At 64.5% G+C, this 13,804-nt stretch carries 12 protein-coding genes and 1 pseudogene; 4 read left to right on the forward strand and 9 right to left on the reverse strand.

All coding sequences use genetic code 11. The features are described 5' to 3' along the window. Positions 1 to 63 precede the first annotated feature (63 nt). The 3 genes and pseudogenes from AC5O5I_RS11650 to AC5O5I_RS11660 all read left to right on the forward strand — a co-directional run. The gene (locus AC5O5I_RS11650) at positions 64 to 1,278 is read left to right on the forward strand and encodes a YeeE/YedE family protein (protein ID WP_494512617.1); all 1,215 of its coding nucleotides are present in this window, start codon (positions 64 to 66) and stop codon (positions 1,276 to 1,278) included. 112 nt (positions 1,279 to 1,390) lie between these two features. Continuing rightward, a complete protein-coding gene (locus AC5O5I_RS11655) occupies positions 1,391 to 1,573 on the forward strand; it encodes a hypothetical protein (RefSeq protein WP_172227890.1) in 183 nt (60 codons plus the stop codon). Continuing rightward, positions 1,542 to 2,298: pseudogene (locus AC5O5I_RS11660) on the forward strand (substrate binding domain-containing protein); the annotation flags it as partial. The gene AC5O5I_RS11655 and the pseudogene AC5O5I_RS11660, both read left to right, overlap by 32 nt. Positions 2,299 to 2,354: 56 nt before the next feature. Here AC5O5I_RS11660 and AC5O5I_RS11665 read toward each other — a convergent pair. Both AC5O5I_RS11665 and AC5O5I_RS11670 read right to left on the reverse strand, forming a co-directional pair. Next, on the reverse strand, positions 2,355 to 2,684 hold the full coding sequence (locus AC5O5I_RS11665) for a hypothetical protein (RefSeq protein ID WP_172227892.1): 330 nt from the start codon (positions 2,682 to 2,684) through the stop codon (positions 2,355 to 2,357). Between the two features lie 74 nt (positions 2,685 to 2,758). After that, positions 2,759 to 3,409 carry a DUF998 domain-containing protein gene (locus AC5O5I_RS11670; RefSeq protein WP_172285631.1) on the reverse strand — a complete coding sequence of 217 codons (651 nt, stop codon included), beginning with the start codon at positions 3,407 to 3,409 and terminating at the stop codon, positions 2,759 to 2,761. A gap of 196 nt (positions 3,410 to 3,605) precedes the next feature. Here AC5O5I_RS11670 and AC5O5I_RS11675 point away from each other — a divergent pair, with 196 nt between their 5' ends. Then, positions 3,606 to 4,355, forward strand: coding sequence for a FadR/GntR family transcriptional regulator (locus AC5O5I_RS11675; protein ID WP_172220107.1), 750 nt, complete (start codon positions 3,606 to 3,608; stop codon positions 4,353 to 4,355). A 91-nt stretch (positions 4,356 to 4,446) separates the two neighbouring features. Here AC5O5I_RS11675 and AC5O5I_RS11680 read toward each other — a convergent pair whose 3' ends face one another. The 7 genes from AC5O5I_RS11680 to AC5O5I_RS11710 all read right to left on the reverse strand — a co-directional run bounded on the left by AC5O5I_RS11680 (position 4,447) and on the right by AC5O5I_RS11710 (position 13,802). Then, positions 4,447 to 6,027: an aldehyde dehydrogenase (NADP(+)) gene (locus AC5O5I_RS11680; RefSeq protein ID WP_494512618.1), complete on the reverse strand. Its 1,581-nt coding sequence runs from the start codon at positions 6,025 to 6,027 to the stop codon at positions 4,447 to 4,449. A 100-nt stretch (positions 6,028 to 6,127) separates the two neighbouring features. After that, positions 6,128 to 7,681 (reverse strand): galactarate dehydratase, encoded by a 1,554-nt coding sequence (gene garD, locus AC5O5I_RS11685; RefSeq protein WP_494512619.1) that lies wholly within the window; start codon positions 7,679 to 7,681, stop codon positions 6,128 to 6,130. A 76-nt stretch (positions 7,682 to 7,757) separates the two neighbouring features. Continuing rightward, positions 7,758 to 9,122 carry an MFS transporter gene (locus AC5O5I_RS11690; protein ID WP_172220098.1) on the reverse strand — a complete coding sequence of 455 codons (1,365 nt, stop codon included), beginning with the start codon at positions 9,120 to 9,122 and terminating at the stop codon, positions 7,758 to 7,760. A gap of 102 nt (positions 9,123 to 9,224) precedes the next feature. After that, entirely contained in the window at positions 9,225 to 10,136 is a 912-nt protein-coding gene (gene kdgD, locus AC5O5I_RS11695; protein WP_494512620.1) for a 5-dehydro-4-deoxyglucarate dehydratase, read from the reverse strand. A gap of 376 nt (positions 10,137 to 10,512) precedes the next feature. Then, positions 10,513 to 11,322 carry a gamma-glutamyl-gamma-aminobutyrate hydrolase family protein gene (locus AC5O5I_RS11700; RefSeq protein WP_172220093.1) on the reverse strand — a complete coding sequence of 270 codons (810 nt, stop codon included), beginning with the start codon at positions 11,320 to 11,322 and terminating at the stop codon, positions 10,513 to 10,515. A gap of 430 nt (positions 11,323 to 11,752) precedes the next feature. After that, entirely contained in the window at positions 11,753 to 12,535 is a 783-nt protein-coding gene (locus tag AC5O5I_RS11705) for an amino acid ABC transporter ATP-binding protein (RefSeq protein ID WP_172220090.1), read from the reverse strand. Positions 12,536 to 12,557: 22 nt separating this feature from the next. Continuing rightward, positions 12,558 to 13,802 carry an NAD(P)/FAD-dependent oxidoreductase gene (locus AC5O5I_RS11710; protein WP_172220087.1) on the reverse strand — a complete coding sequence of 415 codons (1,245 nt, stop codon included), beginning with the start codon at positions 13,800 to 13,802 and terminating at the stop codon, positions 12,558 to 12,560. Positions 13,803 to 13,804: the final 2 nt, after the last annotated feature.

The following is a 13,804-nucleotide window of genomic DNA, read 5'->3' on the forward strand; positions in this document are numbered from 1 at the left end:
AACGACCGAGGCCGCCACAGGCGTTATACTCCCCACCCGTTTCACTGTTATCCGAGTACACCGATGGGTCTTTCCGCAACCGCCACACCCGAACCGCGTCGCCTGGGCGCACCCGTAATTGCCCTGGCCCTGCTGTTGGCCGGTGCCTGGTTTCTCAATCTCAACGCCAGCTTCAAACAGGTGTTGCTGCTACTTGTCGGCGCCGCGCTTGGCCTGACGTTGTATCACGCGGCTTTCGGCTTCACCTCGGCCTGGCGGGTGTTCATCAACGAGCGCCGTGGCGCGGGTCTGCGGGCGCAAATGGTCATGCTGGCCGTGGCGGTGCTGCTGTTCTTCCCGGCGCTGTCGGCTGGCAGCCTGTTCGGCAACCCGGTCACCGGCCTGGTGGCCCCGGCCGGGGTCTCGGTAGTGTTCGGCGCCTTCATCTTCGGCATCGGCATGCAACTGGGCGGCGGCTGCGCGTCGGGCACGTTGTTCACGGTAGGTGGCGGCAATGCACGCATGCTGGTGACCTTGCTGTTCTTCATCATCGGTTCGGTCACTGCCACCCACCACGCCGACTGGTGGTTTGCCTTGCCGTCGTTGCCGGCAACCTCGATTGTGCAGGCCTGGGGTGTCGGGCCGGCGCTGCTGGTCAGCCTGGCGGTGTTCGGGTTGATAGCCTGGGCCACCGTATTGCTGGAAAAACGCCGCCATGGCGCGCTGGAGGCACCCGTTGCCAGCAAGTACCAGGGCCTGCGTCGCTTCCTGCGCGGCCCGTGGCCTTTGCTGTGGGGTGCCATCGCGCTGGCCCTGCTCAACTACGCCACCCTGGCACTGGCCGGACGGCCGTGGGGTATTACCTCGGCCTTCGCCTTGTGGGGCGCCAAAGCCCTCGACGGCCTTGGCGTGGATGTCGGCAGCTGGGTGTTCTGGCAGGCCCCGGCCAATGCCAAGGCGCTGGCCTCGCCGCTGTGGCAGGACGTCACCACGGTCATGGACCTGGGCATCGTGCTGGGTGCCTTGCTGGCGGCTGGCCTGGCCGGGCGCTTTGCCCCAAGCCTGAAGATCCCGCTTGCGTCGCTGGTTGCTGCGGTAATCGGCGGCCTGCTGCTGGGCTACGGTTCGCGCCTGGCCTATGGCTGCAACATCGGTGCGTATTTCAGCGGCATCGCCTCGGGCAGCGTGCATGGCTGGCTGTGGCTGGTGGCGGCGTATACCGGCAACCTGATCGGCGTGCGCCTGCGCCCGTTGTTCTTCGCCGGCGAACGGCGCCCTGCGGTGCTGACCGGGTGCTGATGCACTGAGCGATCGCTGCAAGGGGTGCAGAAATCATCTGCACCCCGCCTGATTGTTCAATTTTGCCTGACCCAATAGCCTGACTCGAACTTCCATCCAACAGGATTCGATCATGGCTACCCGCATCATGCTCGACAGCACCGGCCCGGCCGATGTCATGCAGCTCGAACACTTGAACGTGCTACCACCAGCGGCAGGCGAGGTCTGGCTGGAACACAGTCAGGTGCGCGAGCTGACCCACGGGCAAGGCGTGGACGTGGCCTCGCAGCACGCGGCAGTTGCGCTTTACCGATGAGGGTGAGCGGCTGGTGGCCAAGGTGCGCGAGGCCCACCATCTGATTTTCGAGGCGGAACAGGAGGCTGCCGAAGGCGCGGCAAGCGTGCGTGGTCGCCTGCGCCTGGCGTTGCCGGCAGCCATGGGCCGGCGTTGGTTGAGCGCGATGGTGGCCGACTTTGTGCTGACGTATCCGCAGGTAATGGTCGAGGCCGAGTACGCCGACCGCTTCGTCGACCTGATCGGCGAGGGTTTCGACGCTGCCATCCGCATTGGGGAACTGGCGGACAATCGCCTGGTGGCGAGAAAACTGTGCGATCACCAGCGCATCCTGTGCGCATCACCCGACTATCTGGCGCGCCAGGGTGCGCCAGTGAATCCGCATCAGTTGACGGACCACAATTGTTTAGGTTTCAGTGGCTTGCGCTCATTTCCTGAATGGAGACTGATGAGTGGTGAACAGCAAGTAAGCGTGAAGGTCACCGGCAGCCTGCGCAGCAACGATAACGAAGCGCTGCTGCAAGCGGCTCGGCGTGGCGTGGGCATTCTTGCTGGCGGTGACTGGCTGATGGGCGAAGACCTGGCCAGCGGGCGCCTGGTGCGGGTGCTGCCGGATTGGCAGCTGGACGTGGCGGCATGCATCTACCTGGTACGGCCGAGCGCACGCCTGAATAACGGCTGCCCTGGGCGCCTTCAAGGCGTGGCTTGAAGAGCGCTTCAACGCCGGCGCGCCCTGGCGCCAGTGAATTATTTCTCCTAAATAGCTTTATATTTATTTATTAACTAATTGATAAATATCAATTTATCTTTTTGCTACAGCATGCTGCACGCATTGCTCATAGTATGTCTGTTTGATCGCCGCAGGCTTCAGCCGAGAACGGCTGTTGTAGGTCTGCTCGGTAATGCCAAAGGCGGTCATACGCATCCAGGGTTTGGCAAACTTACGCACCTGGAGCTTCTTGCGCGTGGCATACAGGGTTACCCCGGAAAGTTTGGCCTGCTGCGCCTCGGCGGCAATCTGTGCACCCCAGCCGCAGGTGTGGCGATCATTCTGGCTCAGGGCCCGCGCCTGGGCGCCCGAAGCGAGCGTGGCCAGCAGGCAGCCGGCCATCGTTGCTAGAAGTACTCGCATGTTGCTGTCCTAAGCATCTGAAGAAAAACGAAGTTTGCCTTCGCTTTCGGCAGTCGGGGGCCAGCAATTTGCCGTCAGATGACCGCCAGGCGCAACGGGTTGGCAGCTGGCTTGCGCAGGCTGGCCGATGCCAGGCCCGCTACCCATAGCACCGACACAGCGTAGTTCAGGCGCTGGTACAGGCCGAACAGCTGGCCGCTCTCGACCGCCTGGCCCATCAACCCGGCAGTGACGATGGCAAGCACCAGACACGCCAGGGAAAACAACGCCAAGGCCCGCGAGCCGGCAAGCCGATTGCCCAGCCAGGCCCACAGGGCGCTGGCCAGGGTCAGCGAGAGAAACATCAGCAACCCGGACAGGTTGTGCAGTTGCTGGGAGGTGGACGGCTGCGCGGCTGCGCAACCCTGGTCGCAGGGGAACCAGCCGGTGCCGAGGCTGCCAACGCCATGCAGCAACACAAGGCCGGCGCTCAGCAGCGCAAGCTTCGAGCCACGCCAGCGCCGTGCCAGGCCCCAGGCGAACAGTGCAAACAGCGCGGCCAGCGGGAAGTTGTTGACCAGCGGCGACCAACTGCTGGTAGGCGAGCCAGCGGCGCCGAGCTGGCTCATGGCCTGTTGCAGGTGGTCGTAGCCGGGATACGCGCGTGCCGTGAGCCATACACCTGTCAGCAGCCACAAGGGGATCAGCAGGCCACTGGCGAGTAAAGCGCGGTCGACAGATTTCATGCTGCGTTTCCTTCCATGGATAAGTGAGCGTGAAGGCACAAGGTACCGCGCAGTGCAGGCTCGGGGCCAGCACTTGTGCCGGGTTACCCAAACCGTGATCCCAAGGCTTGAGCAATAAATACCGCACCCGGTGTATGTGATCGTACAACTGCTTGCGCTATGATGAGCGCTGTCTTTCAAGGTGAAACACAGGGCAATGACAGAGCAGCAGGTACAGGCAAGGACCCGGCGCAAGCCGCGCAGTCTGGCCCAGGAACTGGTCACGGTGCTGACCGAGCGTATTCGCAGCGGCCAGCTCAAGCGCGGCGACAAGCTGCCGACCGAATCGCAGATCATGGCCGAAGAGGGCGTCAGCCGCACCGTGGTGCGTGAGGCGATCTCGCGGCTGCAGGCTGCCGGGCAGGTGGAGACCCGCCACGGCATCGGCACCTTTGTGCTGGACGCGCCATCCACCGGGGGCTTTCGTATCGACCCGGCGACCGTGGTGACCCTGCGCGAAGTGCTGGCGGTGCTGGAACTGCGCATCGCCCTGGAAATCGAGTCGGCAGGCCTGGCGGCGCAGCGGCGCAGCGATGAGGCGTTGGCGGGCATGCGTGCGGCGCTGGATGAACTCAACGAGGGGGCAGCCAATGCCACGGATGCCGTGTCGGCGGACTTCCAGTTCCACCTGCGCATCGCCCAGGCCAGCGGCAACCATTACTTCGCCGACATCATCAACCACCTGGGCACCAGCATCATCCCGCGGACCCGCCTGAATTCGGCGCGGCTGGCCCATGATGACCAGGCGCACTACATGAGCCGGCTGATGCACGAGCACGAGGCGATCTACGAAGCCATCGCCCGGCGTGACAGCGAAGGGGCCAAGATGGCGATGCGCATGCACCTGAGCAATAGCCGCGAACGCTTGCGCCAGGCGCATGAAGAGGCTGAGGCGCAAGGGGCTTGAGGCCCTATTCGCGGGTTAGCCCGCGAATAGGTCACAACCTCCAGTACAAAAGCCCTGCCTTGCGCAGGGCTTTGTGCTTTCAGGCAATCAATCAGACCGCCTCGTCACTCCACTGTCCATTCACCAGCCGGCGCAGCCCCAGCGGGTTGCCGTCGCGCAGCGCCTCGGGCAGCAGCGCCTGCGGGTAGTTCTGGTAGCACACCGGGCGCAGGAAGCGGTCGATGGCCAGGGTGCCCACAGACGTACCGCGCGCATCGGAAGTGGCCGGGTATGGCCCGCCGTGCACCATTGCGTCACACACTTCGACACCGGTCGGGTAGCCGTTGACCAGTATCCGCCCGACTTTCTCTTCCAGCAGCGGCACCAGCCAGGCAAAGGCCTCGAAATCCTCGGGCTCGCCGATCAGGGTCGCGGTCAGCTGGCCGCGCAGGCCCAGCAGGGCAGCACGCAGCTGCTCGGTGTCCTGCACTTCCACGGCCACGGTGGTAGGGCCGAACACTTCTTCTTGCAGCAGCGGGTCGGACTCGACCAGCAGGCGGGCGTCGGCCTTGAACAGCTGGGCGCGAGCCTGGCTGCCTTCCTGCGGTTGCCCGGCCAGGTGCTGGATTCCGGCATGGGCATGCAGGTGTTCCAGGCCGCCCGCATAGCTGCGCAGGCCGCCCGCATTGAGCAGGGTCTGGCCGGCCTGCTGGCCGAGCTGTTGGCCAAGGTCCGTCAGCAGCTGGCTGTACTGCGGCGACTGCAGGCCGATCACCAGGCCTGGGTTGGTGCAGAACTGGCCGGCGCCAAGGCACACGGAACCCGCCAGCTCACGGGCGATGGCGTCGCCGCGCTTGGCCAGGGCGCCCGGTAGCACGATCACCGGGTTGATGCTGGACATTTCAGCGAACACCGGAATCGGCTGCGGGCGCTCGGCGGCCATGCGGCACAGGGCATCGCCGCCTTTCAGCGAACCGGTGAAGCCCACGGCCTGGATGGCCGGGTGCTTGACCAGCCACTCGCCCACGCCGCCACCGAAGACCATGTTGAACACACCCTTGGGCATGCCGGTGCGCTCTGCGGCGCGGACGATGGCGCAGCCGACCAGGTCGGCAGTGGCCATGTGGCCGCTGTGCGCCTTGAACACCACCGGGCAGCCGGCGGCAAGTGCAGCCGCGGTGTCGCCGCCCGCGGTGGAGAAGGCCAGCGGGAAGTTGCTGGCGCCGAACACGGCGACCGGCCCGACACCGATGCGCATCTGGCGCAGGTCTACCCGCGGCAGTGGCTGGCGCTCTGGCAGAGCCAGGTCGATGCGGGCACCGAGGAAGTCGCCGCGACGCAGCACCTGGGCGAACAGACGCATCTGGCCGCTGGTGCGGCCACGCTCACCCTGGATGCGGGCGGCGGGCAGGGCGGTTTCACGGCAGACGATGGCGACGAAGGCGTCGTCCAGTTCATCCAGTTCGGCGGCGATGGCATCAAGGAACTCGGCGCGGCGCGCCGGGGCCAGCTGGCGGAACTCGGCGAACGCGGCAGCAGCAGCGTTGGCCGCCTGGTCCACTTCGCTTTCGGTGGCCTGGGCAAAGCTGTAGGGTAGGGCCTCGCCGCTGCTGGCGTCCAGGCTCTGCAGGCGCTGTGAGCCAGCGGCGCTGCGCTGGCCGGCGATGAAGTTGTGGCCGAGGATTTCAGGCATGGGGTGCTCCTGTAGATAATAGTGAGGGAAGAGAACGTGCTTGAGGCGTTTGCTCCCACAGGGACGGCGTTGCAATGTTGAATTGGGCAAACCCGAACCATCAGGTGATGGGCGCCGGGTTGAACAGGGTGATGTCGTTGTGCAGGCGGTGCTGTTCGGCCCAGGTCTGCTTGCGGCCGCTGGCCACGTCCAGGTAGTAGTGGAACAGTTGCCATCCCAGCTCCTCGATGCTCGAGCGGCCCGTGGCGATACGCCCGGCGTCGATGTCGATCAGGTCGGGCCAGCGCTGCGCCAGTTCACTGCGGGTGCACACCTTCACCACTGGGGCCATGGCCAGGCCGTACGGGGTGCCGCGGCCGGTGGTGAACACGTGCAGGTTCATGCCGGCAGCCAGCTGCAGGGTGCCGCAGACAAAGTCGCTGGCCGGGGTGGCGCAGAAAATCAGGCCCTTGCGCTCAACCCGCTCGCCCGGGCCCAGCACGCCCTGGATGGCACCGCTGCCCGACTTGACGATCGAGCCCAGGGATTTCTCGACAATGTTGGACAGGCCGCCTTTCTTGTTGCCGGGTGTGGTATTGGCGCTGCGGTCGGCGGCGCCTTGCTGCAGGTAGCGGTCGTACCAGTCCATTTCACGTATCAGGGCATCGGCAACCTGCTGGTTTTCTGCCCGCGAGGTCAGCATGTAGATGGCATCACGCACCTCGGTCACTTCCGAGAACAGCACCGTGGCACCGGCGCGCACCAGCAGGTCGGATGCGTAGCCCAGCGCCGGGTTGGCAGTAATGCCCGAGAAGGCATCGCTGCCACCGCACTGCATGCCCAGGATCAGCTCGCTGGCCGGCACGGTTTCGCGGCGGCGTTGGTCGAGTTTCTTCAGGCGCGTTTCGGCCAGCGCCATGATCTGTTCGATCATTTCCACGAAGCCCAGGCTGGCGTCCTGCAAGCGGTACAGCCAAGGGTCGCTTAGGTCGACCGACGGGTCGTTGTCGTGCATCACCTGGCCGGCCTGGAGCTTTTCGCAACCCAGGCTGATGACCAGTGCCTCGCCGCCCAGGTTGGGGTTACGCGCCAGGTTGCGCACGGTACGGATCGGGATATAGGCGTCGCGGGCATTGATGGCTACGCCACAGCCATAGCTGTGGGTGATGGCCACTACATCATCGACGTTGGGGTACTTTGGCAGCAGCTCGTCACGAATGCGCTTGACGGCATGTTCCAGCACGCCGGTCACGCACTGCACGGTGGTGGTGATGCCGAGGATGTTGCGGGTGCCGACGGTGCCATCGGCATTGCGGTAGCCTTCGAAGGTGAAACCTTCGAGCGGCGGCAGCGGTTGCGGCACAGCATCGCAGCGCGGCAGGCTGTCCAGCGCTGGCGCGGCAGGCATGGCCAGTTGGCTTTCCTGTACCCAGCTGCCTTGGCGCAGGTCTTCCAGTGCGTAGCCGATGATTTGCCCGTAACGGCGTACCGGCTCGCCTTTGGCGATAGCCACGGCGGCCACCTTGTGGCTCTGCGGTACGCCTTCGACCAGGGTCAGGCCGTCGGCAAAGCGGGCACCTTCGCCCAGGCCGCCGTCGTTGACCACTACCACGACATTGTCGTCGTCGTGCAGGCGGACGTAGCGGGGCGAGTCGGAATGTTCGATCAACTGCATGTTTTGGCCCTACGTGTCAGGTTCTCAGGCTTTTTGTACAGCCGCCCGCACCGGTGTCCGGCGCGGGCGTGTTCACTCAGTGACGCGAGCTGGCCAGTTCGCCATTGGCGCCAGGCTCAGCCTGTGGCTTGGGGGCATCGTCGCGCAGTTCGATACGCTTGATCGGGCCGACGATCACCAGGTAGCTGAATACCGCCACCAAGGCATTGGCGCCCACATAGACCAGCGCCCATTTGAACGAGCCGGTGGCGCTGATGATGTAGCCAATGACGATGGGCGTGGTGATCGAGGCGATGTTGCCGAAGGTGTTGAACAGGCCGCCCGACAGCCCGGCAATCTGCTTGGGCGAGGTGTCGGCCACCACCGCCCAGCCCAGCGCGCCGATGCCTTTGCCAAAGAAGGCCAGGGTCATGAAACCGACCACCATCCACTCGGCGTCGACATAATTGCAGAACACCATGGTGGTCGACAGCAGCAGGCCACACACGATCGGCAGTTTGCGCGAGAAGGTCAGCGAGTTGCCACGGCGCAGCAGCCAGTCCGAGATCACCCCACCCAGTACACCGCCGATAAAGCCGCATACCGCCGGCAGCGAGGCGATGAAGCCGGCCTTGAGGATGGTCATGCCACGCTCCTGCACCAGGTACACCGGGAACCAGGTGAGGAAGAAGTAGGTGATGGCGTTGATGCAATACTGGCCCAGGTACACGCCCAGCAGCATGCGGCTGGTCAGCAGCTGCTTGATATAGCCCCATTTCGGGCCAGCGTTACCGCGCTTCTGGTCCATGTCCACCAGGCCGCCGTTCTGCTCGATGTGTGCAAGCTCGGCCGGGCTGATGCGGGGGTGCTGGCGTGGGTTGTAGATGGTCTTCAGCCACACCATCGAGAACACGATACCTAGCGCGCCCATGACCACGAACACGTGCTCCCAGCCGAAGCTGAACACGATCCAGCCCATGATCGGTGCGAACAACGCGGTAGCGAAGTATTGCGCCGAGTTGAAGATCGCCGAGGCGGTGCCGCGTTCCTGGGTCGGGAACCAGGCCGCGACGATGCGGGCGTTGCCCGGAAACGACGGGGCTTCGGCGAAGCCGACCAGAAAGCGCAGGGTGAACAGGGTGACCACTGCCCAGGCAACCGGCAGGCCGCCGACAAAACCCTGCAGCAGGGTGAACAGCGACCAGGTGAAAATGCTGAAGGCGTAGACGTTCTTGGAGCCGAAGCGATCGAGCAGCCAGCCACCAGGAATCTGGCCAGCCACGTAAGCCCATCCAAAGGCGGAAAAAACATAACCGAGGGTTACGGCGTCAATGCCGAGGTCTTTCTGCAGGCTGGAGCCTGCGATGGCGATGGTAGCGCGGTCGGCATAGTTGATCGTGGTCACCAGGAACAGCATGAACAGGATCAGGTAGCGCACATGCGTCTTCTTAGTCGCTTGCATGCTGGCAATACTCCCACTAGTTATTTTTGTGCGGGCTCACGAATTGTAACCGGAGTGGGCTTTTCCCACTCCGGATGCGGCAAGGGCAGGCCGCAGGGTCGCTTATTGCGGGCCCATCTTGTCCATCAGCGCGGCGAGCATTTCGTACTCTTCGACGGTCAGGTCGGTCAGCGGCGTGCGCACCGGGCCTGCGTCGTAACCGGCGATTTTGGCACCGGCCTTGACGATACTCACGGCGTAACCGGCCTTGCGGTTGCGGATATCCAGGTACGGCAGGAAGAAGTCATCGATCAGCTTGCCAACGGCGGCGTGGTCGTCGCGGGCGATGGCGTTGTAGAAGTCCATGGCGGTTTTCGGCACGAAGTTGAACACGGCCGAGGAATACACCGGTACGCCCAATGCCTTGTAGGCGGCAGCATACACTTCGGCGGTCGGCAGGCCACCCAGGTAGCTGAAGCGGTCGCCCAGGCGGCGACGGATCGACACCATCAGCTCGATATCACCCAGGCCGTCCTTGTAGCCGATCAGGTTAGGGCAGCGCTCGGCCAGTTTTTCCAGCAGGTCGGCGTTCAGGCGGCAGACGTTGCGGTTGTACACCACCACACCGATGTTTACCGATTTGCACACGGCTTCGACGTGGGCGGCAACGCCGTCCTGGCTGGCTTCGGTCAGGTAGTGCGGCAGCAGCAGCAGGCCCTTGGCACCCAGGCGTTCGGCTTCCTGGGCGTATTCGATGGCCTGGCGGGTAGAACCACCGACGCCGGCGAGGATAGGTACCGAAGTGGCGCAGGTATCCACGGCGGTCTTGATCACCTGGCTGTATTCGCTGGCGGCCAGGGAGAAGAACTCACCGGTGCCACCGGCAGCGAACAGGGCGCTGGCGCCATACGGGGCCAGCCATTCCAGGCGCTTGATGTAGCCAGCCTGGTGGAAGTCGCCCTGGGCGTTGAAGTCGGTGACCGGGAAAGACAGCAGGCCGTGGGAGAGGATGGATTTGAGTTCTTGGGGATTCATTGTTGTTGGCATCCTGTGGCGCTTGGGTGATGGGTGTTGTGCTGCGTTAGAGGTAAGTTATCGTACAACCTGTTCGATGACTAGCCCCCTCGCAGGAAATTTTTGCCAGGGCGCACAGGTGATCGGTTTAGGGTTTGTGTTGGTGCAGATATCGCGCGCCGCCCGCACGGCGCTCGATCTCACAGGCGCAGAAAATCTGAAGACTACCACTTGGCAGTCATCGTATCTCTTGGAGGAAAGGCAAAAAACGATCGCGGAGACAAGCACAAGCCCGCCGCCCGCATCCACGGGAAGTGTTCTGGGACCAGCAGAGGGTGACCGGGGAAGCGAGGGCGGCCTTGCGCCGCCCCGCGATCAAAGCAGAGGAAACTGAAGGTCAGGCAGCGTGCTGGCGCTTGATCTGCGCCTTGCGTACCTGGGCGCGGCAAGCATCGCCGAACGCCTGGAACATCTTGATCGAATCAGGGTTCTTCGCCGCTTGCCACTCCGGGTGCCATTGCACGGCGAACAGGAATGGCGAGATGCTCGGGCCATGAATGGCCTCGACCAGGCCATCTTCGGCGTGGGCGATGGCTTCGAGGCCGCTGCCAAGCGTGCGCAGGCCCTGACCATGCAGCGAGTTGACGCGAATCTCGTCGGTACCCAGGGTATCGCGCAACCAGCTGCCCGGCTGGACCTTCACGCTGTGCACCTGGGCGTACTGCACCTCGACCGGGTCTTCGGGGTTTTCCCGATGGTCGTTGAAACCAGGCTCGGCATAGACCTTCTGGTAGATGTCGCCGCCCAGAGCCACGTTGATTTCCTGCATGCCACGGCAGATGCCGAAGATAGGCAGGCCGCGCTTGAGCGCCGCCTTGACCAGCGGGATGTCGAACAGGTCGCGGTTCTGGTCCTGGCCCTTGCCCGGGGTCTGGTTTTCCTGGCCGTACAGGGCTGGGTCGATGTTGCTGCCAGCGCCGGTCAGGTACACGCCGTCGGCCATGTCCAGATAAGTCTCGAGGTCTTCGGTGCCGCAGCAGGTGGGCACAAGTACCGGGACGCAATCTGAAAACTCGACCAGCGGGGTGATGTATTTGTGGGTCATGACCTGGTAGTCATGGCCTTTGCGCTCTTGGCTGCCCATGGTCATCAGGACGACGGGTTTGCGCAGGGAAGGTTGCTTGTTGCCAATGTTGCTGTTGGACATATGTCACCTTGGGACAGGTTCGACCTGTCGTTGTTGTGCAGGCGCACGGCCCGGGGCCTTGAGTGCTGCCTGAAGCCCCGAGCACTGCCGGCTCGTCAGAGGCGACGATTCCGGTCGGGGCTTGTCTGTAGCTTGCCAGAGCCGTTCGATATGTCAAACGACAGCAGAGGGCTTTAACGCGGGGAATGCACCGGTTTTTGGGGGCTGAAACCGATGCGGGCCTGTGCCGGCGTGGGTTTGCCGGGGGTGGAGGTCAATAATATTTAACGATGCAGTTGGGTCTTTGCAGCGCTGCAATGAAGGTGGTTCTGTGGTTGTGCTACTGGGCCTCTCGCCGGCAAGCCAGCTCCCACAGGGTATCTGCAGCTTTCAAACCCGGTGCAGTACCCGTGGGAGCTGGCTTGCCGGCGACAGGGCCAACTCAATTTGCTCAGTGCAGAATCTGCGCCAGGAACCCCTTGGCCCGCTCGGTACGTGGCTGGTTGAAGAACACCTGCGGCGGGCTGTCCTCGAGGATCTGCCCGCCCTCCAGGAACAGCACCCGCTCGGCCACCTGCCGGGCAAAGCCCATTTCATGGGTCACGCACAACATGGTCATGCCGGTACCTGCCAGCTGCACCAGCACATCCAGCACCTCGGCGACCATTTCCGGGTCCAGCGCCGAGGTGGGCTCGTCGAACAGCATGATCCGCGGCTTCATGCACAGCGCCCGGGCAATCGCCACGCGCTGCTGCTGGCCGCCAGACAACTGGCTGGGGTATTTGTGCGCCTGGCTCTCGATGCCGACCTTGCTCAGGTACATGCGCGCCCGCTCTTCGGCCTCCTTGCGCGACAGGCCGCGCACGCTGGTGGGGGCCAGCAGGCAGTTGTCGAGCACGCTCATGTGCGGGAACAGGTTGAAGTGCTGGAACACCATGCCAATTTCACTGCGCACCTGGGCAGCAGCGCGGGTGGTGGCGGCAAGGTCGGTACCGTCGACGTGGATGCTGCCCTGCTGGGCGATTTCAAGGCGGTTGATACAGCGGATCAGGGTCGACTTGCCCGAGCCGGACGGCCCGCACAGCACGATGCGTTCGCCTTCGCGCACCTGCAGGTCGATGTCGCGCAGCACGTGAAACGCGCCGTAGTGCTTGTTCAGGCCTTCGATGCGGATAAGCACCGGGCGCGGGTCGGGTTCAGGGGCAATGCTGGCAAGGCTCAGTGGTGCGGTCATCTTGTTGTTCTCCCGCGTGGGTTCAGTCGAAACGGGTCGCGCTGTAAGGCGCGGGGTCGGTGAAGGGGCGCTCGCCGGTGACCAGCTCTGCCACCAGCCTGCCGCTCACCGGGCCCAGGGTGAGGCCGTGGTGAGCGTGGCCGAAGTTGAACCACAGCCCCGGGTGGCGCGACGCCGGGCCGATCACCGGGCGCATGTCGGGCAGGCACGGGCGACGACCCAGCCAGGGGCTGTCGTCGAGGCGCTCACCCAGGGCCGGGAACAGCTTGCGCGCCAGGGCTTCGCAGCGGCCCAGCTGGATCTGGTTGCCCGGGGCGCTGCTGGCGTCGAATTCGATGCCGGTGGTCAGGCGCACGCCGCGCGCCATTGGCGCCAGTACGTAGCCGCCCTGGGTGTCGCAGATGGAATGCTCCAGCTGCGCGCCGTCGCGGGTGCCGTAGTGCATGTGGTAGCCGCGCTTGATCGCCAGCGGGATCTGGTAGCCCAGCCCGCTGAACAGATCGGCCGACTGCGGCCCCAGGCAAGCCACCACTTCGTCGGCCGTGATCGGGCCGCGGCGGCTGTCCACGCGCCACTGGCCGTTGGCCTGGCGCAGGCTGCGCGCATCGCCATGCAGGAACTGCCCGCCGCGCTGCATGAACAGCGCCGCGTAGCCGCGGGTGAGGGCGCCGGGGTTGTTCACGGTCTTCGGGTCGAGCCAGTGAATACCGCCCACCACGGTGGCGTCCAGCTGGTGCTCACGGGCCTGCAGCTGGCCGCATTCGAGGATCTCGAATTGCAGGCCGTAACGGCTCAACCCTTTGGCATCGGCCTTGGCCTGCTCGAACAGCGCCGGCTCGCGGAATACCTCGATCCAGCCTTTGGCCTGCACCAGCCCTTCCAGGCCGGCGGCGGCAATCAGCGCGTCATGTTCTTCGACGCAGCGCTGCACCAGCGGCAGCATGTCGGCGGCGGCGCTGGCCAGGCGCCCAGGCGCCGACTGGCGCCAGTAACGCCACAGCCACGGCGCCACCTTGGGCAGGTGCGCCAGGCTGTAGCGCACATCAGGCTGGCGGTTCAGGCCGTAGCGCAGCAGCGCGCCCAGTTGCCGAGGGAAGGCATAGGGGATGACGCTGGAGCGCTCGATCAGCCCGGCATTGCCGTGGCTGGTGCCGCTGCCCGGTTCGTCGCGGTCGATCAGGATCACCTGGCGCCCGCGGGCCTGCAGATGCAGGGCGGTGCTGACGCCGACGATGCCGGCGCCGAGGACAAGGGTCTGGCAATGCATGG

This window comes from Pseudomonas sp. 9_2_1, from assembly GCF_059295275.1.